This window comes from Flavobacterium cryophilum (assembly GCF_048286555.1).
Classification (GTDB): domain Bacteria; phylum Bacteroidota; class Bacteroidia; order Flavobacteriales; family Flavobacteriaceae; genus Flavobacterium.
The window spans coordinates 669,168-690,615 of the sequence record NZ_JBLVPZ010000001.1 but is presented as its reverse complement, the minus strand read 5'-3'; the positions used below and the strand labels follow the sequence as shown (position 1 = coordinate 690,615).

At 34.1% G+C, this 21,448-nt stretch carries 21 protein-coding genes; 9 read left to right on the top strand and 12 right to left on the bottom strand.

Features of this window, described 5'->3' with window-relative positions; all coding sequences use genetic code 11:
* Positions 1-19: 19 nt before the first annotated feature.
* Genes ACNQGJ_RS03115 through ACNQGJ_RS03105 form a run of 3 tightly spaced genes read right to left on the bottom strand, consistent with a single transcriptional unit; the run spans position 20 to position 2,635 of the window.
* Positions 20-1,594 carry a S41 family peptidase gene (locus ACNQGJ_RS03115; RefSeq protein ID WP_417970171.1) on the bottom strand — a complete coding sequence of 525 codons (1,575 nt, stop codon included), beginning with the start codon at positions 1,592-1,594 and terminating at the stop codon, positions 20-22.
* Between the two features lie 13 nt (positions 1,595-1,607).
* Positions 1,608-2,039 (bottom strand): deoxycytidylate deaminase, encoded by a 432-nt coding sequence (locus tag ACNQGJ_RS03110; RefSeq protein WP_417970173.1) that lies wholly within the window; start codon positions 2,037-2,039, stop codon positions 1,608-1,610.
* Positions 2,040-2,041: 2 nt separating this feature from the next.
* Positions 2,042-2,635 (bottom strand): HupE/UreJ family protein, encoded by a 594-nt coding sequence (locus ACNQGJ_RS03105; protein WP_417970175.1) that lies wholly within the window; start codon positions 2,633-2,635, stop codon positions 2,042-2,044.
* A 179-nt stretch (positions 2,636-2,814) separates the two neighbouring features.
* Here ACNQGJ_RS03105 and ACNQGJ_RS03100 point away from each other — a divergent pair, with 179 nt between their 5' ends.
* Positions 2,815-3,246, top strand: a complete 432-nt coding sequence (locus ACNQGJ_RS03100; protein ID WP_417970177.1) for a tellurite resistance TerB family protein — start codon at positions 2,815-2,817, stop codon at positions 3,244-3,246.
* A 59-nt stretch (positions 3,247-3,305) separates the two neighbouring features.
* Here ACNQGJ_RS03100 and fbp read toward each other — a convergent pair whose 3' ends face one another.
* A complete protein-coding gene (fbp, locus tag ACNQGJ_RS03095; RefSeq protein WP_417970179.1) occupies positions 3,306-4,325 on the bottom strand; it encodes a class 1 fructose-bisphosphatase in 1,020 nt (339 codons plus the stop codon).
* Between the two features lie 170 nt (positions 4,326-4,495).
* Between fbp and ACNQGJ_RS03090 the strand changes: the two genes are divergently transcribed.
* The 4 genes from ACNQGJ_RS03090 (at position 4,496) to ACNQGJ_RS03075 (ending at position 11,059) form a co-directional block, all read left to right on the top strand.
* A complete protein-coding gene (locus ACNQGJ_RS03090; protein WP_417970181.1) occupies positions 4,496-5,002 on the top strand; it encodes a GNAT family N-acetyltransferase in 507 nt (168 codons plus the stop codon).
* Between the two features lie 22 nt (positions 5,003-5,024).
* Positions 5,025-6,281: an aspartate kinase gene (locus ACNQGJ_RS03085; protein WP_417970183.1), complete on the top strand. Its 1,257-nt coding sequence runs from the start codon at positions 5,025-5,027 to the stop codon at positions 6,279-6,281.
* 182 nt (positions 6,282-6,463) lie between these two features.
* Positions 6,464-9,895 carry a hypothetical protein gene (locus ACNQGJ_RS03080; RefSeq protein ID WP_417970185.1) on the top strand — a complete coding sequence of 1,144 codons (3,432 nt, stop codon included), beginning with the start codon at positions 6,464-6,466 and terminating at the stop codon, positions 9,893-9,895.
* 96 nt (positions 9,896-9,991) lie between these two features.
* Positions 9,992-11,059, top strand: coding sequence for a glycosyltransferase (locus ACNQGJ_RS03075; RefSeq protein ID WP_417970187.1), 1,068 nt, complete (start codon positions 9,992-9,994; stop codon positions 11,057-11,059).
* 74 nt (positions 11,060-11,133) lie between these two features.
* Here ACNQGJ_RS03075 and ACNQGJ_RS03070 read toward each other — a convergent pair whose 3' ends face one another.
* Complete coding sequence (locus ACNQGJ_RS03070) at positions 11,134-12,195, bottom strand: sensor histidine kinase (protein ID WP_417970189.1); 1,062 nt, start codon at positions 12,193-12,195, stop codon at positions 11,134-11,136.
* Positions 12,196-12,879 (bottom strand): response regulator transcription factor, encoded by a 684-nt coding sequence (locus ACNQGJ_RS03065; protein ID WP_417970191.1) that lies wholly within the window; start codon positions 12,877-12,879, stop codon positions 12,196-12,198.
* A gap of 176 nt (positions 12,880-13,055) precedes the next feature.
* On the opposite strand from ACNQGJ_RS03065, the gene ACNQGJ_RS03060 reads away from it, so the two are divergent.
* Together ACNQGJ_RS03060 and ACNQGJ_RS03055 are read left to right on the top strand one after the other, a co-directional pair.
* On the top strand, positions 13,056-15,836 hold the full coding sequence (locus ACNQGJ_RS03060) for a TonB-dependent receptor (protein WP_417970193.1): 2,781 nt from the start codon (positions 13,056-13,058) through the stop codon (positions 15,834-15,836).
* Positions 15,837-16,020: 184 nt separating this feature from the next.
* The gene (locus ACNQGJ_RS03055; protein WP_417970195.1) at positions 16,021-17,193 is read left to right on the top strand and encodes a hypothetical protein; all 1,173 of its coding nucleotides are present in this window, start codon (positions 16,021-16,023) and stop codon (positions 17,191-17,193) included.
* Positions 17,194-17,225: 32 nt separating this feature from the next.
* Here ACNQGJ_RS03055 and ACNQGJ_RS03050 read toward each other — a convergent pair whose 3' ends face one another.
* Genes ACNQGJ_RS03050 through ACNQGJ_RS03040 form a run of 3 tightly spaced genes read right to left on the bottom strand, consistent with a single transcriptional unit; the run spans position 17,226 to position 17,941 of the window.
* The gene (locus ACNQGJ_RS03050; protein ID WP_417970197.1) at positions 17,226-17,489 is read right to left on the bottom strand and encodes a transposase; all 264 of its coding nucleotides are present in this window, start codon (positions 17,487-17,489) and stop codon (positions 17,226-17,228) included.
* 32 nt (positions 17,490-17,521) lie between these two features.
* Positions 17,522-17,752, bottom strand: a complete 231-nt coding sequence (locus tag ACNQGJ_RS03045; RefSeq protein ID WP_417971353.1) for a DDE-type integrase/transposase/recombinase — start codon at positions 17,750-17,752, stop codon at positions 17,522-17,524.
* Between the two features lie 51 nt (positions 17,753-17,803).
* Positions 17,804-17,941: an IS3 family transposase gene (locus ACNQGJ_RS03040; protein WP_417970199.1), complete on the bottom strand. Its 138-nt coding sequence runs from the start codon at positions 17,939-17,941 to the stop codon at positions 17,804-17,806.
* Positions 17,942-18,177: 236 nt separating this feature from the next.
* Between ACNQGJ_RS03040 and ACNQGJ_RS03035 the strand changes: the two genes are divergently transcribed.
* Entirely contained in the window at positions 18,178-18,516 is a 339-nt protein-coding gene (locus ACNQGJ_RS03035; protein WP_417970201.1) for a T9SS type A sorting domain-containing protein, read from the top strand.
* A 148-nt stretch (positions 18,517-18,664) separates the two neighbouring features.
* On the top strand, positions 18,665-19,645 hold the full coding sequence (locus ACNQGJ_RS03030) for a LuxE/PaaK family acyltransferase (RefSeq protein ID WP_417970203.1): 981 nt from the start codon (positions 18,665-18,667) through the stop codon (positions 19,643-19,645).
* A gap of 3 nt (positions 19,646-19,648) precedes the next feature.
* On the opposite strand, the gene ACNQGJ_RS03025 is transcribed toward ACNQGJ_RS03030, so the two are convergent.
* The 3 genes from ACNQGJ_RS03025 to tyrS are packed head-to-tail and all read right to left on the bottom strand — an operon-like array spanning position 19,649 to position 21,435.
* A complete protein-coding gene (locus ACNQGJ_RS03025) occupies positions 19,649-19,903 on the bottom strand; it encodes a type II toxin-antitoxin system RelE family toxin (protein ID WP_417970205.1) in 255 nt (84 codons plus the stop codon).
* Positions 19,903-20,109, bottom strand: coding sequence for a hypothetical protein (locus tag ACNQGJ_RS03020; RefSeq protein ID WP_417970207.1), 207 nt, complete (start codon positions 20,107-20,109; stop codon positions 19,903-19,905). Before ACNQGJ_RS03020 ends, ACNQGJ_RS03025 begins: the two co-directional genes overlap by 1 nt.
* Before the next feature lie 33 nt (positions 20,110-20,142).
* Positions 20,143-21,435 (bottom strand): tyrosine--tRNA ligase, encoded by a 1,293-nt coding sequence (gene tyrS, locus ACNQGJ_RS03015; RefSeq protein ID WP_417970209.1) that lies wholly within the window; start codon positions 21,433-21,435, stop codon positions 20,143-20,145.
* Positions 21,436-21,448 lie beyond the last annotated feature (13 nt).

Sequence of the window (21,448 nt, the reverse complement as noted above, 5' to 3'; positions counted from 1 at the left end):
ACCAACTCTAAACTAGTAATTATTTCTGATTCAGAACCTTTTTAACCATCGCATCTTCTTTCAATATAATTTCATAATAATAGCTTTCCCCATATAATTGTCGGGCAAATTCAGCAGCCAAATATCTTTTTACCAACAACTTGCTTTTTCCGAAATCTAAATCCAATCCGTTTCCAAAAATAAATTTTTGAAACAAATTAAAATACAAATCTGTTTGATTCATTTTAATTTTAAATTGTTCAAAAGTAAGTCCTTTAAAAGCGCTTCGGTTTTTATCTAACTGTTCGAAAACAAAATTGCCCACGATTCCGGATTGCAACAAATAAGCCGTACTTTCATTTCCATGTTCCACTTCTAGCGGAACAAAAACATCAGGAACGATTCCGCCGCCGCCGTAAACAATTCTACCTTTTTTAGTTTTGAATTGTAAAGTATCTGTAATTTTTATACTGTCTCTTTCATATAATTCTCCATTCCCAAAACGAGCTTCTGATTCGTCAAAATACGCCTCATTCCCTTTCGAATAAGGCTTTTGAATGGAACGACCCGTTGGCGTGTAATATCGGGCAATAGTCAATCGAACGGCTGATCCATCGGCAAAACCCATTTCTCTTTGTACCAATCCCTTTCCAAAAGAACGACGCCCCACAATGGTTCCCCGATCATTATCTTGAATGGCACCCGCTAGAATTTCACTCGCCGAAGCACTGTTTTCATTGATTAAAACAAATACTTTTCCGTTTTCAAAACTGCCTTTCTTGGTCGCAAAAGTCTTGTCTATAGTTCCATTTTTACTTTTAGTAAAAACAATTAGCTGCTTGTCTGTCAATAATTCATCGGCAATAGCAATTGCTTCTTCCATATACCCGCCACCGTTATCGCGAACATCAATGATGAGTGCTTTTGCACCTTGTTGTTTGAGCTTGGCTAATCCGGCCATAAACTCCTTGTAGGTAGTTTCGGCAAATCTGTTTATTTTTATATAGCCCGTTTTATTACTTAAAAGCAACGCTGCATCAACGCTTTTTAGCGGAATAACATCCCGTTTTATTTTTACTTTGAGCTTTTTTCCTTCTGATTTTCTGTAAATAGTAAGCACAATATCAGAACCCACCGTTCCTTTTAATTTAGAATACAAACTGTCACTTGGTAATTTGCGTCCAAATAATTTCGTTTGATCGGCATATAAAATTCGATCTCCTGCTTTTATTCCAGCTTTTGCCGAAGGGCCATTCTCTACTGGTTTTATGACCGCAACAGAATCATTGTACATATAAAAGTTAACGCCGATCCCCACAAAATTACCTTTCATGCTTTCTACCACTGCTTGTTGATCGCTCGCCGGAATATATACGGAATGCGGATCGAGTTGCGCCAGAATATTATCTACGGTAATATTTACGATAGAATCTGTATTAATATCATCGACGTATTCATTGTCAATAAAATCGATTAGTTTATTGAGTTTGCTTCTAGAATTATTGCGGTCTGAAAAATCAACTGCGTTAGGGAAATTCAACATTCCACCCAGCACAACACCTAGCGCGAGTGTCGCGAAAACAATAATGGGCAAATATTTTGCGTTATAATTCATAGGAAAACAACATTTATTCTTCTAATACTGCAATATGCTCAACCGCGACTCCTGCTTTTATAAGGAACTGAATTCCTGAATCATCACGGTATCCATTTTGATACACTACTCTTGTTATTCCGGATTGATGAATCAATTTGCTACACTCTTTACAGGGCGAAAGCGTAATATATAAAGTGGCTCCTTCACAAGATTGTGTGGATCGTGCTACTTTTAGAATCGCATTTGCTTCCGCATGTAAAACATCCCAACGTGTTAAACCTTCATCGTCTTCACAACAGTTTTCAAAACCAGATGGCGTTCCGTTGTATCCGTCAGAGATTATCATTCTATCCCGCACAATAATCGCACCAACTTGTTTGCGTTTACAATAAGAAAGTAAACTCCATTCTTTGGCAATTCTAAGATATGCTTTATCGTATTTATTTAATTTTTTTTCGTTCATTTTTATCTAATCCAGATTTCACTTTCAACAATCAATGGTATCACCACTCCTATTATAAATGCCGACATTACTAAGGTCCAATCACGTTTAGAGAATCTAAAAATGGTTTGAACGATATACGACAAAATCAACACCACAAAAACCACTACAATTTGCGCCGCTTCTATTCCCAATGCAAACTCTGACAACGGCACTATCTTAGAGGCAGCATCGCCTCCAAGTATCGATTTAAAATAATTTGAAAAACCCAGTCCATGAATTATCCCAAAAAAAAGCGTAATGAAAAACACCAAATTTATACTTTCTTTCTTGCTTGATTTTCCCGCCGTAAAAAGATTAAACAATGCTGTTATTAATATCGTTATTGGAATTAATAATTCGACAACATTCACTTTAGTCGCAATAATATCAAAAATAGAAAGCAATAATGCCATCGTATGTCCAATAGTAAAAAGCGTTACCAAAAGCACAATTCGCTTCCAATCCTTAAACGAAAAAGGAATCGCTAATGCTATTAAAAATAAAACATGGTCATAAGCATGAATATCTAAAACGTGTTTTAATCCTATTTGAAAGTAAATCCAAAATTCTGACATGGGCAATTTTTTAGGTTGATAAAGGGGTTGTAAACTTACGATTAATTTTGAAAATGATTGATTTGATATTTAAATAAATGCCCTTCAATAGCGATTAAATTCAAAGAAAAAATATAAAAAAATAAAAATTATTAATTTAAAAATAGATTTATCTTTGTAAGATAAAAAAAATAATATTTATGTCATTTTCAGATTTATTTGATAGCGAATTCAAACAAAGAAATAAAGGTCATTTTTCAGCTATTGTTCGTGTAGCACTTGCAGATGATAAGTTTGCTCCTGAAGAGAAACTGTTTTTAGACAAACTGGCTGTCAGGTTAGAAATTTCTACTGCAGAATATGAAGAAATTCTGGAAAACCCATTAAAATATCCCATAAACCCTCCTTATTTACATGAGCAAAGATTAGAGCGTCTGTTTGATTTAGCGAGAATGGTTCATGTTGATCATCATTTAGGAGACAAACAAGAATTATTATTAAGAAAAATTGGAGTAGCACTAGGCTTTAATGCTGAAAATGTAGATTACATTATACATAAAGCACTTAAATTAGTAGATAGAAAAGTAGATTTAGATACTTTCCTTTTTGAAATGCAAAACATGAATAAGTAATTCTAAAACACACAAAAAGCTCCCAGAAAATCTGGGAGCTTTTTTTGTACACTTGAAAACTAATATTTACTTAATTCCGCATTATGCATAAATTCTTCCGCTTTTTCTACCATGTTGTAGCTTCCGCAAAAGAACGGCACCCTTTCATGTAATTCTGTCGGTTCAATTTCCATGATTCTGTTAAATCCATTCGAAGCTTTTCCTCCCGCCTGTTCCGCAATAAAAGCTAACGGATTGCATTCATATAACAAACGTAATTTTCCTTTTGGCGCTTTGGAACTCGTAGGATATAAATAAATCCCTCCTTTAATCATATTTCTATGTATATCTGAAACGAGACTTCCTATATATCTTGAAGTATAAGGTCTGTCTCCTTCTTCTAACTGACAATATTTTATATAATTTTTCACTCCTTGTGGAAAATGAACATAATTTCCCTCGTTAATACTATAAATATGACCGTCAGAAGGGAATTTCATTTTTGGATGCGATAAATAAAAGGTTCCAATGGCTGGATTTAACGTAAAACCGTTTACTCCATGTCCCGTAGTGTAGACTAACATCGTCGAGGTTCCGTAAATAACATATCCCGCTGCAACCTGGTTAATTCCTGGCTGTAAAAAATCTTCCAGGGTAACTGGAGTTCCTATTGGAGTAATTCTTCTGTAAACCGAAAATATAGTTCCAACTGAAACATTTACATCAATATTTGATGAACCGTCAAGCGGATCCATTAGCACTACGTACTTATTATTATGGCTGTTATCACTACCTTCTACGGTGATGAAATCATCATTCTCTTCAGAGGCAATACCACAAACAATTTCACGATTGATTAAAGTTTGAATGAAAACTTCATTGGCATAAACATCCAGTTTTTGCTGATCTTCACCTTGTATGTTCTGCTCTCCGGCTGCCCCAACTATGTCAACTAATCCTGCTTTGTTTACTTTATAATTGACTACTTTGGCCGCCAATCGGATTGAGTTAATGATTCGGGATAATTCGCCTGACGAATATTGAAAAGCGTTTTGATTTTCAATGATAAATTCTCCTAGTGTTTTGTTGCGTTCTTCCATTACGAAATCGATGTAGTTAATTTGAAGTCACAAATATCGTTTTTTTTGTGAAAATGATTTGAATAAAATTTACTTAGTTTACCAGTATTGTATATTTGCTGAATAAACCACAAAATTAATACGTAAAAATGCAATTTTATTGCATTTTTGAACCATTAAAATAAAAATTTATGAATATTAGAAGAGGAAATCCGCAAGACATGCAAGCCGTTTTAGGCCTTATTCAAGAATTAGCTGAATTTGAAAAAGAGCCAAATGCTGTTCTTGTAACTGTTGACGATTTAATTCGGGATGGTTTTGGTCCTGTTCCTTTATTTCATGTTTTTGTGGCCGAAGTGGATGATGACACGAGCGATACCGAACAGGCGAAGCAAATAGTAGGTATCGCATTATGGTATTACCGCTTTTCAACTTGGAAAGGAAAAACAATTCATTTAGAGGATTTAGTAGTAAAAGACAAAATGCGTGGAACCGGACTTGGATATGCGTTGTATTCTGAAGTTTTAAAACAAGCGAAAAAAGATCAGGTTCGAAGAGTGGAGTGGAATGTATTGGACTGGAATACACCAGCAATCGAATTCTACGAAAAATCAGGTGCAAAAGTGCTTCGAGATTGGTATGTGGTACAAATGGACGAAATAGGAATCAACCATTTCGTGGAAGAAAAATTAAAATAAAGAACAATTTTTGTTTAAAACTATGAGAATATTCAAATTTGGAGGAGCTTCTGTAAAAGATGCCGCAGGAATTAAAAACGTATATGACGTTTTACAAAAAGTGGGTTACGAGGATGTATTGTTGGTCGTTTCTGCAATGGGAAAAACGACAAATGCATTAGAGATCGTGATAAAAAATTATTTCGACAAATCAGCCGAATTAAATTCATCAGTTCAAGAAGTAAAAAAATACCACAATCAAATTTTGATGGATTTATTTGAGGATGAAAAAAATGAAGTTTTCGCTGCTGTAAATAATCAATTTTCTGATTTAGAATATTTTTTGACACACAATAAATCTCCTAATTATAATTTTGTTTACGACCAAATTGTAAGTTATGGTGAATTAATTTCGACAACTATTTTGAGTCATTTCATGAATTTCATGGGCATAAAAACGCAATGGCTGGATGTGCGTAATTTCATAAAAACAGACGCCAATTATAGAGATGCGGAAGTAGATTGGGAATTGACACAGAAAAATATTGCCAAAAACGTAAAACGCAAAATACTAAACATCACGCAAGGTTTCCTGGGCTCTGATGAGAATAATTTTACCACTACTTTAGGTCGTGAAGGTTCTGATTATACCGCTGCAATTTTTGCGTATTGCTTGAATGCCGAAAGCGTGACCATCTGGAAAGATGTTCCCGGGGTAATGAATGCCGACCCAAGATATTTTGAAAATGCCAGTTTATTAAATCAAATTTCGTATCGCGAAGCTATTGAATTAGCTTTTTACGGTGCAACCGTTATTCACCCAAAAACGCTGCAGCCTTTACAGAAAAAAGAAATTCCTTTGTATGTGAAATCATTTATAAACCCATTATTGAAAGGAACAAGTGTTTCTAAAGGTGTCGATTTAGAACCGTATCTGCCTTGTTTTATTGTTAAAAGAAACCAACTTTTAATTTCGCTTTCCTCAATAGATTTCTCTTTCATTATGGAAGAAAATATCAGTGAGATTTTTGCATTGTTTCACCAATTTAAAATAAAAGTAAACTTAATTCAGAATTCTGCAATTAGTTTCTCCGTATGTGTAGAAGATAAATTTGATACTTTTAAAGCATTGAATGCCCTTTTATCGAAAAAATTCAAAGTTGAATTTAACGAAAATGTAACCTTATATACAATCCGACATTTCAACGACACCGCTACGCAAACGGTCGAAGAAAACAAAATTGTTTTATTAAAACAAGTCAGCCGCGAAACCATGCAAGTAATCACTAAAGAAGTTTAAAAATAATTCAACAGTCTATAAAGGAGAGTCAATACAGTTGATTCTCCTTTTTTTTTACTTTTCTAAAACATACAATCAAGCCAAAAATCACGACATTTCGATCAAACTATTCCGAGACTTTTTGGATGGACACATTATCGAATTATAAATACTACTTTTGGTGCTTTCGAGTTATAGTATTTATGTTAAAAAAATTACTTTTTTGGATTGTATTATGCTGTTTTTCTGGGCTCCACGCTCAGGAAATTAATTCGCTGTACAAAACCAAAAAAATTCTTTTTTCTCGCGACACCATTTACATCGAAAAAGAAAGTCTTAATTCCAGTTTTATCAAATTGCTTGACGCCAAAGGCAAATCCATTGACACCACTTTATTTAAGATAGATTTCAAAAAAGGGACCTTACTTATAAAAGAAAGCAGCTCATTCAACTCCGATTCACTTACGATACACTATCTTAAATTTCCTGAAATACTGACTAAGGAATACCGCATTTATGACTCTAGCAAAGTCGTCAGTAATGAAGCCGCAAATGGGAATTTATATAAAATTGAAGAGAAAAACCTAGTGAAAAATGTGCCGTTTGACGGTTTAAATACTTCGGGAAGCATTACCCGCGGCATTACTATAGGAAACAATCAAAATGCGGTTTTGAATTCTAATTTAGATTTACAAATCACAGGAAAAATTTCTGAAAAAGTAAGCTTAAGAGCCTCCATCCAGGACAGCAATATTCCATTGCAGGACGGGGGCTATTCTCAAAAACTGGATCAGTTTGACAATGTTTTTATAGAGTTATTCAGTGACCAATGGAACATTCGAGCAGGAGATATTTTTCTGGAAAACAGAAAGACACAATTCCTAAATTTCAATAAAAAAGTACAGGGACTGGCAACAAATTTTAACTTTGGAACCGAAGAAAACAAAACAAATGTCTTTGCATCAGCGGCATTAGTTAGAGGGCAATATGCCAAAAGTAATTTTGTGGGACAAGAAGGCAATCAAGGTCCATACAAATTAAAAGGACAAAATGGAGAACTATATGTGCTCGTCGTTTCCGGTTCAGAACGGGTGTATGTAAATGGTATTTTATTAAAACGTGGCGAAAACAATGACTATACGATAGATTACAACGCCGGTGAAATTATATTTACGCCGCTTTTTACAATTACTTCCGAAATGCGGATTGCCATTGAATATCAATACTCCGATCGAAATTATACCCGCTTTGTAACTTATGCCGGTGCAACACATGAAAATGAAAAATGGAGTTTTGGAGGGTATTTATATTCGGAAAACGACTTAAAAAACCAGCCGCTGCAACAAAATTTATCACAGGAACAAGCCCAGATATTAATAAGTTCAGGAGACAATCCGGATTTAATGACCGCGCCTTCTGCGTCTGTTGATTCGTATTCCGGTAACAAAGTGCTGTATCGAAAAACGGTGTTTAACGCCGTAGAAATATTCGAATACTCAAATGACGCTCAACAGGAATTATTCAATGTCCGATTCACTTTGGTAGGCACCAATAATGGAAATTATATCGTGACAAATTCCGCAACCATTACCCGGGTTTATGAATATATAGCACCCATAAACAATATTCCTCAAGGAAATTACGAACCCATAATTCAGCTCATTGCACCAACAAAAATTCAAGTTGCCACCTTTTTGGGAATGTATAAACCCACCGAAAAAACGGCTGTCAATTTTGAAATTGGCCTAAGCAACAATGATCAAAATTTATTTTCATCTCTTGATGATGCCAATAATCAGGGCTTGGCGGGAAAAATCAATGCGAGGCAACGTCTCTTTTCAAGAAAATGGAACGTTGATGCTTTTGCAAATTATCAATTTATACAAAAAGATTTCAGATCTGTGGAACGGCTGTATACTATAGAATTTGACAGAGACTGGAATTTAGGAACCGCTGCTGTAGGAAATCAAAGTTTATTAGTTTCCGGCTTGCAATTGAATTTAAATCCAGAACCAAAATCTACTGCAAAAGGACTGTTGTTGTATCAGTTTGAGAAACTAGATTTCTCCGAAAATTTTTCAGGAAGCAGACATATTTTAAATGGTTTATTTCAAACAATGAAATGGACCTTTCAAAACCAAGGCAGCTTCCTAAAAAGCGACGGCAGTGTTTCATCCTCTCAATTTTTAAGAAACCACTCTCAAATTCGTTTTCATTTTGATAAAAATTGGGTTGGTTCAAGCTTACGATTAGAAGATAATCAGGAAAAAGACAAAACGACCAATCTGTTTTCGGCGTTAAGCCAAAAATTTACAGAGTATGGTATTTTCACCGGAAGAGGTGACAGCACTAAAGTTTTTGTAGAATTAGGATATCTAAGAAGAACCAATGACAGCTTACAAAATGGTTTGATTCAGCGGGTGAATTCTTCCCAAACATTGATGCTGAAGTCTAAATTGATACAAACCAATAAAAGTGATTTGTCAATTTATGCCAATTATAGAATCTTGGACTTTGTGGATGCAGCAAGAAGAAGGGAATCTACATTAAATTCCAGAATAGTGTACATGGATCGTTTTTTCAATCAGTTAATTCAAAGCACCACGGTTTACGAAACAAATTCCGGAACCATTCCGCAGCAGGAATTTACATATTTGGAAGTTTCCGCAGGCCAGGGAGTCTACACTTGGAATGATTACAACGGCAATGAAATCCAAGAATTACAGGAGTTTGAAGTCGCTCCATTTATCGATCAGGCAAAATTCATCCGTGTCTTTTTACCCAATCGGATTTATATAAAAACACATCAGAATAAGTTCTCCCAATCCCTGACCTTAAACCCAAATCAATGGCAAAATGAGAAAGGAATAAAAAAATTACTTTCCTATTTCTACAATCAAACTGCCTTTATAATCGACCGAAAAACGAGAAGTGACGGAGATAATTTTGAATTCAATCCGTTTAGCGGTTCCAATGAAAATGTGCTGGGACTTAACTCAAGCTTAAGAAATAGTTTATTTTACAATCGAGGGAAACAAAACAATTCGGTTACCTATTCGTATCTACAGAATAAAACAAAAAACTTATTGTCGATAGGTTCACAAGAAGCGACAAACAGTTCGCATCAATTGCAATATGGTCATTTATACCAAACAAGCTGGTTGTTCGGTTTTTTTGCCAAAACAATCCAAACCACTATTCAATCGGAGAACTTCCCGGAGAAAAATTACGCTATTAATGGATATCAATTAGCCCCAAAAATCAGTTATTTATTCTCTAAAAACACCAGTTGGGATCTCTTTTATGAATTACAAAGCAAAGAGAACCAAACTGGAATTTTCGAAACATTACTGCAAAACCGTTTTGGAACCGCCTTTTCCTATGCCAGTGATAAAAAAATAACGCTGAATGGAGAGGTTTCTTTTTACCAAAACAAATTTGAAGGAAATGAATTTTCTTCGGTTGGGTTTCAAATGCTCGAAGGCTTACAAACGGGTCAAAACTTGACTTGGAGATTGCTTTTGCAAAAAAACATTACACAATTTTTAGACATTAATTTCAATTATCAAGGACGAAAAAGTGAAAATAATCAAGCAATTCATACTGGAAATGTTCAACTGAGGGCTTATTTTTAACGGAATAATTTAATGGTTTGGTAATGCCTTAGAAATATGCGAAACGGGTTCATTGCCTAACTTTCAACTTAAAAACAACGAACCTATTTATCGCACATGGAACTGAAATCGAAACAAAAGACTATATTAATAGCACCATTAAATTGGGGCTTAGGTCATGCCACACGTTGCATACCAATAATTAGGGCTTTAAAAGAGAACAACTACATCCCAATAATTGCTTCCGATGGTGTTGCTCTTGAATTACTCCGAAAAGAGTTTCCCGATCTCCAAACCTTAGAACTGCCCTCCTACCAGATTGAATATGCTACAAATGGAGCCAATTTTAAATGGAAATTAATTAAGAATGGTCCAAAAATGATTAGAGCCATTCTGGAAGAAAAAAAAATAATTCAAAATTGGATTGAAAATTATGCGATAGATGGTGTTATTTCTGATAACAGACTGGGCGTGTTCAGCAAGAAAATCCCATCGGTGTTTATTACCCATCAATTAAATGTGATGACAGGAAATACCACTTGGTTTACGAGTAAAGTACATCAGTCTATCATAAAAAAATACACCGCATGTTGGGTTCCTGATCTAGCTGGAACTCCAAATTTAACAGGCAAACTAGGCCATGTTGACAATCCAAATCTCAAGGCACAATATATTGGTCCTTTGAGCAGACTGCAGAAGAAATTGTTGCCAAAAAAATATGATTTACTGGTAATTCTTTCTGGTCCTGAACCTCAACGCGGTATGTTAGAAAAACATTTAAAACTTGAAATTGTTAAATACAGCGGTACTGTAATTTTCATTGAAGGAATTATTGAAGAGAAACAAAAAATCACAACAATTGGAAATGTTACCTATTACAACTACATGAATTCAATAGAACTGGAAGAGGCTTTTAACAAAAGTGAAATGGTCCTCTGCCGTTCGGGTTACACTACCATCATGGATCTGGCGCAACTGCGAAAGAAAGCTTTTTTTATTCCAACACCTGGACAATATGAACAAGAATATTTAGCCAAAAAAATGAAAAAAGAAGGTCTGGTTCCTTACGCAACACAAGATGCTTTTAAAATGGAAAACATCTTAGAGATTGAGGAATACAAAGGATTGCCGAGATTAGATTCTAGAATTGAATGGGCCAATTTGTTCCAGGTTTTTGACAAATAACCAAACTTTGTTTTAGCGAAATAAAAAAACTGATTCGTTTGAATCAGTTTTTAGCGCATTATTAAACGTTGGTTTTATGTTGTCTTCTTAATTGTTTTTATTTTTTCAAGTGTGAAAGAGAATTCAGAACCCACGCCAAACGTACTGTCTACATAAATTTTTTCATCATGCGCTTCAATAATATGTTTTACTATAGATAGACCCAAACCTGAACCACCTTCGGTTCTTGCCCCGCTTTTATCAACTCGGTAAAAACGCTCAAAAAGTCTTGAGATATTTTTTTTCTCTATTCCTTCTCCATTATCCGTGATGCGAACAAGGACTTTTTCGGCTGTCAAATCTTCGATACTTACTTCTGTAGATCCTTTTACTTTTCCGTATTTGATTGAATTTACGACAAGATTCATTACTACTTGTTGGATTTTTTCCTGATCCCCAACCACTATAATGGGCTTATTGTATTTCATATCAAACATCAGCAAGATATCTTTTTTGGAAGCTTTCATTTCGAGCAAATCAAAGACATTTTGAACTAATTTGACAATATCGAATTCGGTAATTTCCAAGTTCAGATCTCCAATTTCTAGTTTAGAAATCATGTCTAAATCTTGAACGATATAAATCAATCGTTCTACTCCTTTTTCGGCACGCTCTAAATATTTTTTTCGGATTGTTTTATCACTCATGGCTCCGTCGAGCAGGGTTGACAAAAACCCTTGAACCATAAATAATGGGGTTTTGAGTTCATGAGAGACATTCCCAAGAAACTCTCTCCTGTATTCTTCCCGAACTTTTAAAGTTTCGATTTCTAACTTTTTATCGGTGGCAAACTTTTTCACTTCGCGTGTGAGCGTTGCCATATCTGTTGTAATGGGTTGGTTTCTAAAAGAGCTTGACTCTAGCAAAGAAACGTCATCGTATATTTTTTTTACTTTTTTATAGATAAAGCGCTCCACTCGATATTGTATGACAATAAATGAAAACGCAGCAATCGAAATCGCGAAAATTAAACAAAATCGATAAGAGAAAGTAAAAAATGAATACGTGAGAAAACCAACTAATCCGGTAGAAAATAGGGTAATATAAAGCGCTGACTTTACGGCAAAACGATATGTTTTTTTAAAATTTATTGTCATTTATACTTCAAACTTATAGCCCACTCCTTTTATTGTTTTAAACAATTCCTCTCCAATTTTTTCTCTCAGCTTTCTAATGTGAACATCAATCGTTCTTCCACCGACAACTACTTCATTTCCCCAGACTTTGTCCAGAATTTCATCTCGTTTGAATACTTTTCCAGGCTTTGAAGCCAACAAATAGAATAATTCAAACTCTTTTCTTGGCAATGCAATTTCAATATTATCTTTTACGATTTTATATTCTTCACGATTTATTTCGATGCCGCCTACGTTGAGTGTTTCGCTGTTTTGTTCTTTTTCTTTTACTCGGCGTAATAGTGCTTTTACTTTACTGACTAATAACTTAGGTTTAATTGGTTTTGTGATGTAATCATCGGCACCAGCGTCAAAGCCTGCAACTTGAGAATAATCTTCACTTCTGGCTGTCAAAAAAGCGATGATTACATTACTGAGTTCAGGAATCTTTCTAATGTTTTCGCAAGCTTCCATTCCATCCATTTCCGGCATCATTACATCCATTATAATAAGGTCTGGCAGTTCTTTTTTAGCTTTCGCTATTGCCTCTTTCCCATTTGCAGCTGTAACGATTTGATACCCCTCTTGAGAAAGGTTGTACCCTACAATTTCCAAAATATCCGGTTCATCATCTACTAATAGAATCTTTGTGTTTTTTTTCTTCATAAAGCGGCAAGAATTGTTTTTGAAATGTAAATGTAATGATAAATGGGGTTTTCAAATGGTGTTAACCGTAATTTAATATTGGAGTGGTTTTAAGACCTAAAACAAAACATAACCATAACAAGCCAGTAACTTACATTTTACATTTCAGACGTTACTTTGCAAAAAATTAAAACCAAATGAAATTCAAGTTACTATTTTTCACGTTATTAATAACAGCTATTTCTTTTTCACAGAGCAAAGGAACGATTACTGGAATGTTAACAGACAAAGATGATAATAATCAGTCATTACCTTTTGCTAACGTTCTTATTAAAGGAACAAACATAGGAACTAATACTGATATTGATGGTAAATATACCATAACAATATTGCCTGGAAGCTATACTTTACAACTTAGTTTTGTGGGTTATGAATCAGAAGAGATTCCAGTAACAGTTACTGCTAATGAAACCGTAACCGTAAACAAGGCGTTAGGTTCCGGAAGCTACAAACTAGAAGATGTTATCATAAAAAATACAGCAAGCAGAGAAAAGGAAACAGCTCTTTTATTAGACCAAAAAAACGCAGTTGTCTTCAAGCAAAGTATTGGAGCACAGGAAATGGCTCGTAAAGGAGTTAGTGATGTTGAGGAAGGTTTAACAAAAATTACGGGAATCTCTAAAGTGGAATCTAGAGGTTTGTTTGTAAGGGGACTTGAGGACAGATATAATAATCTTTTAATAAATGACCTGCAAGCACCTTCAAATAGTCCGTTTACCAAAATAATTCCATTAGATCTTTTCCCGACGGATATCGTAGGAGTTTTAAATGTTTATAAAACTTTTAATCCTAATATTTCTGGAGATTTTGCCGGAGCTACTGTAAACATTGAAACTGTACAATCAAAAAGCATTACTAAAATTAACATTGGTACTGGTTTTACTACTGCAAATAACGGTTCTGATTTTTTAATTCATAGTGATGCAAACAATAGTAAAGGCTTTTTCGGACTGAATGGTCAAGACCGTCAATTAAGTAATGAATTTGGAAATGTTCCAACAGGTAAAAAATTAACTCCTACTGGATATAATGATGCTTACAAAAACAATACTTGGAATGTAGATAAAACATCAAGCCCATTAAATACAAGTATTGGTTTTATACATGCCGAAAAATTCACTTTAAACAATGATGCAAAATTAAACTATACACTTTCGTTGAATGCGGAGAATAAATACATAATCCGCAAGGGAGTAGACCGTACTTTTATTTTAGGAGCTGGAGATTACGATAACAATTTGAACAAAGAAAGCTACAGCTACCAAACAGCAGCTTCAGCTTTAATTGGAATAAATTATAAAGCTAAACGTTTTGACATCGGATTAACCTCGTTTTACCTACGTTCCACTGATAGCAAGATCCAGGATCAATTAGGGTATACAAACAATCAATCAACTAATCCTAACATTTTAATCAGAACAAACCAATTTGATCAATCTGATTATTTGAATACCCAACTTTTAGGAAATGTAAAACTAACTTCGGATGAAAAACATTCACTTAAAGTAGGTGGGTCTTTTGTAAAAACTGCTTATGAGCAACCGGATCGTAAATTTATTATTGGCGAAAAAATTTCTGAAACTGAAATTAATACTTCTTATGGTGGAAATCATTTAAACAGGCAGTATTTAGACATCAAAGGGAATTACTACTTCTCCGGCTTATTAGAGTATAATTTTAAGTTTAATGAGAAAGAAAACGGAAAATCCAATCGCATAACTGTAGGATATAATGTTTTCGAAAATGACTTAAGATCTACTTACCGTATTTTCTCAGGATTACGTTCTGTCAACAAAAATTATACAGCACCTTTGAATATTATTGATCAATTTATTGGTGATGACGTCAATAATGGAATCATAGCTGTTCGTGAAGAATCAAATGCTGATTATAAAGTAAAACTAAATCAATTAGTTAATGCAAGCTATGTTAACTTACTTTACAATATTGGTGACAAATTTGAAATCAATGGAGGAATTAGAGTCGAAAATTCAGACCGGTTAATTAGTTACAGAAATATTGGTCAAATTATCAATGGACCATATCAAAAGATTAAAGACCAAAAATTAGATGTACTACCCTCGATTAATGCAAAATATGCTTTAACAGAAAGTAGCAATTTGCGTTTTAATGGTTCTAAAACAATAACCAGACCTGTAACAATGGAATTATTACCTATTCAATATGTAAGTCCAGATGGAAAATCAATATTGGGTAATCCAAACTTAAAAAATAGTGATAATTTCAACTTCGATATGAAGTATGAATTGTTTCCAAAAAATAACGAAATCATTGCGGCAGGATTATTTGCAAAACAACTCCAAAATCCTATTGAAAGAGTTTTTATTGCTGGAGCAGGAGGTAGTGGACAATTGATGACGTATCAAAACTCTAAAGAAGCTTTTTTATATGGCGCAGAAATTGAATTGCTATTGCAATTAGAACGTTTATCACCATTATTATCAGATTTATCTTTTGGAATGAACACTTCATTAATGAAAACTGATGTAAAAGTAAATTTTGGAGGCAGTTCATTAGAGAACAACTCAAATAGAAAGCTACAGGGAGCTTCAGAGTGGATCATCAATTCAGATTTGAAATATGATTTTGAATTTAATGAAACCATGAAAAACTCCATTTCATTAGTGTACGGTGTATATGGTCCAAGAATTTTTGCTGTAGGATCAGCAGGTATGGACAATATCTATGAAAAACCGTTCCATAAGTTAGACTTTGTATGGTCTAGTAAAATTAGCAAAAATATTGATCTTAAATTTGCCGTTGATAATCTTTTAAATCCACTATATAAAATGGAATTGGGCAAGGACAATAAATTTATCATAAATGAAAGTTCCCTATTATTGGAAAGTTTTAAAAGAGGACGGGGATTCTCGCTTAACTTATCATATACTTTTTAAAAAAAGCAAGGCTGTCAATTATGACAGCCTTGCTTTTTTTAATTACAATAGCCCAACAGTCTTTACATAAAATTTACTTTAAGTTCAAATTTTAGCAATGGTAGTATAATATTAACTTAACCTCTATTACACTTTATGCAAGTAAATTTGTAAAAAATACTCACAACAAACAAAAAGTAACAAAATGAAAAAATTAGTATTAAGCTTATCAGTAGTAGCTTTATTTTTAGGAAGTTGTTCTTCCGATAACGAGGAAATCACTACGCAACCAATAGCTACAGGAACTATTTCAGGTGATATAACAACCGCAAAAACTTATCCATCAGGAAATTACACTATACAAGGAACAGTGAAAATTAAAAGTGGTGGGTCTTTAACTATAGATGCAGGTTCGACGATTACAGCAACTATAGCTGACGGAACAGCTGATGCTTTACTAGTGGAAAACGGAGGGAAACTTTTCTTAAATGGTACTGCTGCGTTACCAATTGTATTTACAGAAGCTTCTAAAACTGCAGGTTCATGGGGTGGCATTATTATGTTTGGGGATGCTCCCATTGTAGGTGCTAATGGTGTTAGTACTGCCACATCTGAAGATGGAAACAACTTACCATACGGTGGAGTAAACGCTACACACAACGGAGGTTCTTTAAAATACGTACGAGTAGAATATGCTGGAAAAAAGCTTACTGATAACACTAGTGAGTTAAATGGATTTTCATTTTACTCAGTAGGATCTGGAACTGTTTTAGAAAACTTAGTTGCTTACAAAGGTGCTGACGATGGATTTGAATTTTACGGAGGTACAGTAAGTGCTAAAAATCTTATCTCTTATGGTAATTTTGATGACTCTTTTGACTGGCAAGATGGCTGGAGAGGTCAAGAAAACACAAATTGGTATGCTTACCAAGTTGCAACAGGGAATTATGGTATGGAGATTGAAGCTAAATCAGTCAATAATGCCTTTGGACCAAAGATTACCAATATTACTTTAACAAGAGCTGCTGGAACTGTTACAGAAGGAGGATCTTCAGCTGCTGAATATGATGCTATTCAATTCAAAAAAGAAGGTAATGGTGAATACTCTAATGTTTTAATTTCTGGATATACAACTGTAGGTTCAACTGCTGTTAGAATTCAAGATGCAACTACAAATACCAATCAGGTCACAGGTGGAAAGATAAAATTATTAAATGTAAAAATTAATGATGGTACTTCTCAGTCTGCCGGAGTAGGAACTGCTTTCGCCGTTGCATTTCCAGTTGGAAATTACACTGTAAGCACAACGACAACTGGTGCTGTACTTACTTCTGGACTATGGTCAATTATTGACGGATTGGAATTATTAAAAAAATAGAATTCCATTACCCAGTATAGACAAATTCATAATTAATTTTGATAATAATGAGCTCGATATTGTATCGGGCTCATTTTATTTAAATTTGATTTAATTCTTACGCTATTGTAATAGTTTATATATTGCTTAATTTCCCGTTTTAGTTCTTCTAAACTTGCAAATTTTTGTATGTAAAAAAGTTCTGATTTTAATATTCCAAAGAAATTTTCTATCATAGCATTATCTAAACTATTGCCCTTTCTGGACATACTTTGTTTAATTCCTTTTTCTTTTAACAAGTATTGATCTTGTTTCATTTGATATTGCCAGCCTTGATCTGAGTGTAAGGTCAGATTACTGTTATTGGTATTTTTTTAAATGCTTTTTTAAGCATCATAACTACTTGATTAAATACAGGTCTTTCCGTCAATTCATAACTAATTATTTCTTGATTGAATAAGTCAATAATAGGAGATAAATACAATTTCTTTCCAGAGATATTAAATTCGGTTATATCGGTTGCCCATTTTTGATTTGGAGCTGCCGTTGTAAAATTCCTCTTTAAAAGATTTGGAGCTATTTTACCTTGTTCCCCTTAATATAATTTGTATTTTTTAACTCTAATTAAACTCTATAATCTTAATAATTTCATTAATCTAAAAACGTTTTTATGGTTGATTCCTTTATTGTTTAATTCATCTGTTATCCTCCTGTACCCGCAGCGACCTTTATGTTTGTGATAAATGGATCTTATCAATTCTTTGATCACTTGATATTATTAGTGGATTTACTTTTGGTAATAATAAAATGTACTTCGTGCCATATTGGTTTGACTTAAAAGTAAATTCAAATCAAATTTATGCCTTAATTCCATTTTGGTTTGCGCTTTCTGGTTTCCCCCGAATAGTATCTACCTTTTTGGGGTAGTCTACTGAAAATCAGGATGTTTTTTTTTGGTATGCTTTTTGAATTATTTTTTGTATATTTACTATTCAAACTAATCCAATGGCAAAAAACTACTTTTATAGTATCACTTTATTGGTTTTTTTATTCTCTATGAGCATGAATGCTCAGGAAACTAAGCAACAACCAAAAACACAAGAAACCGTCGTAATTGAAGGTTTAAGCTTGTATCCGAACCCTGTGAGTAATGGTAAAGTCTACATTACTTCAAAAAATGACTTCGATAAAGAAATCATTATCTTTGATGTCTTAGGCAAAAAAGTGCTTCAAACAATGCTTAGTTCTAGAGAGCTTAATGTCTCTAATCTCACATCAGGCGTCTATATTATAAAGATCAATGAAAAAGAGGCCTCTGCAACGAGAAAATTAATTATAAGATAATACTTCAACATTTTATCATAAAAGCTTCAATAGAGATTGGAGCTTTTTTTATGCACAATAGTAATGGAAGCGGATTCAAAAAAAACCATTGCAATACTGTTAATAAACTTCCCTTGAAAATTTTGACTACTTTTGCAAAAAAAAAATCTTGATTGCAACCTCCGACATATTTGCCATTTCCAGTCAAAAACAGTTTGATAAAATTGCATTGAAAGTGTTTCGTTTTCAATACGAAAACAACTTGGTCTATAAAGAGTTTTGCGATTTTTTAAAAACAGATCCACATAAAGTAAAATCACTACAACAGATCCCGTTTTTACCGATTCAGTTTTTTAAGAGCCATAAAGTGGTTTCCAATAGCAATGCTATTCAGGAAATTTTTACCAGCAGCGGAACCACCGGATTGATTACCAGCAAACATTTAGTAACCGATGTTACTCTGTACGAAGAAAGTTACCGCAACGGATTTTCGGAATTTTACGGCAATATTAACGATTATGTTGTCTTGGCATTGCTTCCATCCTATCTGGAAAGAGCAGGCTCTTCTTTAATATACATGGTCAAAGATTTAATTGTATTATCAAATCATCCCGAAAGTGGTTTTTACCTGAATAATCTTGACGAATTAATTACTAAACTTATAGCTTTAGACCAAGCTGGTCAAAATGTAATTCTGATTGGTGTTACTTTTGCTTTATTAGATTTAATTGAAAGACACCAGTTTCAACTGCAGCATACCATTATTATGGAAACGGGCGGCATGAAAGGCAAACGCAAAGAAATGATTCGGGAAGAATTACACGAACAATTGTGCAAAGGATTTGGCGTTTCGGCCATACATTCTGAATATGGAATGACCGAATTGCTTTCGCAAGCGTATTCTTTAGGAAACGGTGTGTTTGAGTGCCCTTCTTGGATGCAAATTCTAGTACGTGACACCGAAGATGCTTTGACCTATATTCCAGACGGAAAGACTGGCGGAATCAACGTAATCGATCTGGCTAACATCAATTCCTGTTCGTTTATTGCCACGCAAGATTTGGGTAAAAAAAATCCCAACAACTCTTTCGAGGTATTGGGACGTTTTGATAATTCTGATATTCGCGGGTGTAATTTGATGGTAATTTAATTTTCAATCATAAATATCCTTCCGATGGCCTAAATTAATAACATCGATTAAAAGTATATGGTCAAAAATTTCGTAGATAACCCTATAATCTCCAACTCGGATTCTATACCCTTTTCTGCCTTTTAGTTTTCTATATCCATGAGGTCTTGGATTTTCTGCTAAATCATAAATCTGTTTTTTGATTGCAGAATAAAATGGTTCATTTATCTTAATTAAAGATTTTATAACCTTATCCTTAAAAGTAATAGTGTAAGACATTAAATCGACCTTTCTCGATTCGCTTCAATAATTTTAAAAGCTTCATCGATAGGAATCCTCACACCATCATCGTCTATCTTCGCCTCGTCATAAAGCCGAATATCTTCCAATTCATCAAGACACTCCATCAATTTTTCATATTCTTTTATAGAAATCAAGACGGCGGTTTTCTTTCCTTTTTTGTCAGTTAAAAATTGAGTTTCCATAATTAATCTGTTATTTAGAGTAAAGTTATGAAATTATTTAACCCGAATCACAAAATAATTTTTCTTTCCACTTTGCAACAATACAAACTGATTATTTATTAAATCTTTGGTCGAAAGCACAAAATCTTCGGTCACCTTTTCTTTATTTACTGAAATAGAATTGGCTGTCAAAGCGCGCCTTGCTTCACCATTCGATTTTAAAAATCCTGTTTTTTCGTTTAGAACGTCAACAATATTTATTCCCGCTTCTATTTCATTTCTGCTAATTTCCACTTGAGGAACACCATCAAAAACATCTAAGAAAGTGGCTTCGTCCAATTGTTTCAAATCATCTGAAGTAGAATTCCCGAACAAAATATTCGATGCTTTTATTGCATTTTCTAAATCTTCTGTTGAATGCACCATCACCGTAATTTCTTCGGCTAAACGTTTTTGTAACAAACGCAAATGGGGTGCTTCTCTATGTTTTTCCGTTAAAACTTCGATTTCTTCTTTCGATAAAAAAGTAAAAATCTTGATGTATTTTTCCGCATCAAGATCAGATGTATTCAACCAATATTGGTAAAATTTATACGGAGAAGTTCTGGCAGAATCCAACCAAATATTCCCACCTTCGGATTTTCCAAATTTGGTTCCATCCGCTTTTGTAATCAATGGACAAGTCAATGCATAGGCTTTTCCGCTGGCTATCCTGCGCACTAATTCGGTTCCTGTGGTGATATTTCCCCACTGGTCGCTTCCGCCCATTTGCAGCGTACAATTTTTATTTTTGTACAAATGCAAAAAGTCATAACCTTGAACCAATTGGTATGTGAACTCTGTAAATGACATTCCTTCGGCAGCTTCAGAAGACAAACGTTTCTTTACTGAATCCTTGGACATCATATAATTTACTGTGATGTGTTTTCCAATATCCCGAATGAAGTCCAGAAAAGAAAAGTTCTTCATCCAGTCGTAATTATTCACTAGTTCTGCCGCATTACCCGCATTAGAAGTAAAATCCAGAAAACGAGACAATTGTCCTTTTATAGCTTCCTGATTGTGACGCAAAGTAGCTTCGTCCAATAAATTTCTTTCATTCGATTTTCCTGATGGATCACCAATCATTCCTGTTGCACCACCCACTAACGCTAATGGCTTGTGTCCAGATATTTGAAAATGCTTCAACAACATCACACCAACTAAATGTCCGATATGCAATGAATCGGCAGTTGGATCAATTCCCACATACGCCACACGCATTTGTTCCATCAAATGTTCTTCTGTGCCGGGCATAACATCGTGGAGCATTCCTCTCCAAGTCACTTCTTCAATAAAATTCTTCATCGTTTTAATCAAT

Excerpts from the sequence above, each read along its gene's own strand:
- ACNQGJ_RS03115 (WP_417970171.1), bottom strand. The coding sequence starts at position 1,594 with ATGAATTATAACGCAAAATATTTGCCCATTATTGTTTTCGCGACACTC.
- ACNQGJ_RS03110 (WP_417970173.1), bottom strand. The coding sequence starts at position 2,039 with ATGAACGAAAAAAAATTAAATAAATACGATAAAGCATATCTTAGAATT.
- ACNQGJ_RS03105 (WP_417970175.1), bottom strand. The coding sequence starts at position 2,635 with ATGTCAGAATTTTGGATTTACTTTCAAATAGGATTAAAACACGTTTTA.
- ACNQGJ_RS03100 (WP_417970177.1), top strand. The coding sequence starts at position 2,815 with ATGTCATTTTCAGATTTATTTGATAGCGAATTCAAACAAAGAAATAAA.
- fbp (WP_417970179.1), bottom strand. The coding sequence starts at position 4,325 with ATGGAAGAACGCAACAAAACACTAGGAGAATTTATCATTGAAAATCAA.
- ACNQGJ_RS03090 (WP_417970181.1), top strand. The coding sequence starts at position 4,496 with ATGAATATTAGAAGAGGAAATCCGCAAGACATGCAAGCCGTTTTAGGC.
- ACNQGJ_RS03085 (WP_417970183.1), top strand. The coding sequence starts at position 5,025 with ATGAGAATATTCAAATTTGGAGGAGCTTCTGTAAAAGATGCCGCAGGA.
- ACNQGJ_RS03080 (WP_417970185.1), top strand. The coding sequence starts at position 6,464 with ATGTTAAAAAAATTACTTTTTTGGATTGTATTATGCTGTTTTTCTGGG.
- ACNQGJ_RS03075 (WP_417970187.1), top strand. The coding sequence starts at position 9,992 with ATGGAACTGAAATCGAAACAAAAGACTATATTAATAGCACCATTAAAT.
- ACNQGJ_RS03070 (WP_417970189.1), bottom strand. The coding sequence starts at position 12,195 with ATGACAATAAATTTTAAAAAAACATATCGTTTTGCCGTAAAGTCAGCG.
- ACNQGJ_RS03065 (WP_417970191.1), bottom strand. The coding sequence starts at position 12,879 with ATGAAGAAAAAAAACACAAAGATTCTATTAGTAGATGATGAACCGGAT.
- ACNQGJ_RS03060 (WP_417970193.1), top strand. The coding sequence starts at position 13,056 with ATGAAATTCAAGTTACTATTTTTCACGTTATTAATAACAGCTATTTCT.
- ACNQGJ_RS03055 (WP_417970195.1), top strand. The coding sequence starts at position 16,021 with ATGAAAAAATTAGTATTAAGCTTATCAGTAGTAGCTTTATTTTTAGGA.
- ACNQGJ_RS03050 (WP_417970197.1), bottom strand. The coding sequence starts at position 17,489 with ATGAAACAAGATCAATACTTGTTAAAAGAAAAAGGAATTAAACAAAGT.
- ACNQGJ_RS03035 (WP_417970201.1), top strand. The coding sequence starts at position 18,178 with ATGGCAAAAAACTACTTTTATAGTATCACTTTATTGGTTTTTTTATTC.
- ACNQGJ_RS03025 (WP_417970205.1), bottom strand. The coding sequence starts at position 19,903 with ATGTCTTACACTATTACTTTTAAGGATAAGGTTATAAAATCTTTAATT.
- ACNQGJ_RS03020 (WP_417970207.1), bottom strand. The coding sequence starts at position 20,109 with ATGGAAACTCAATTTTTAACTGACAAAAAAGGAAAGAAAACCGCCGTC.
- tyrS (WP_417970209.1), bottom strand. The coding sequence starts at position 21,435 with ATGAAGAATTTTATTGAAGAAGTGACTTGGAGAGGAATGCTCCACGAT.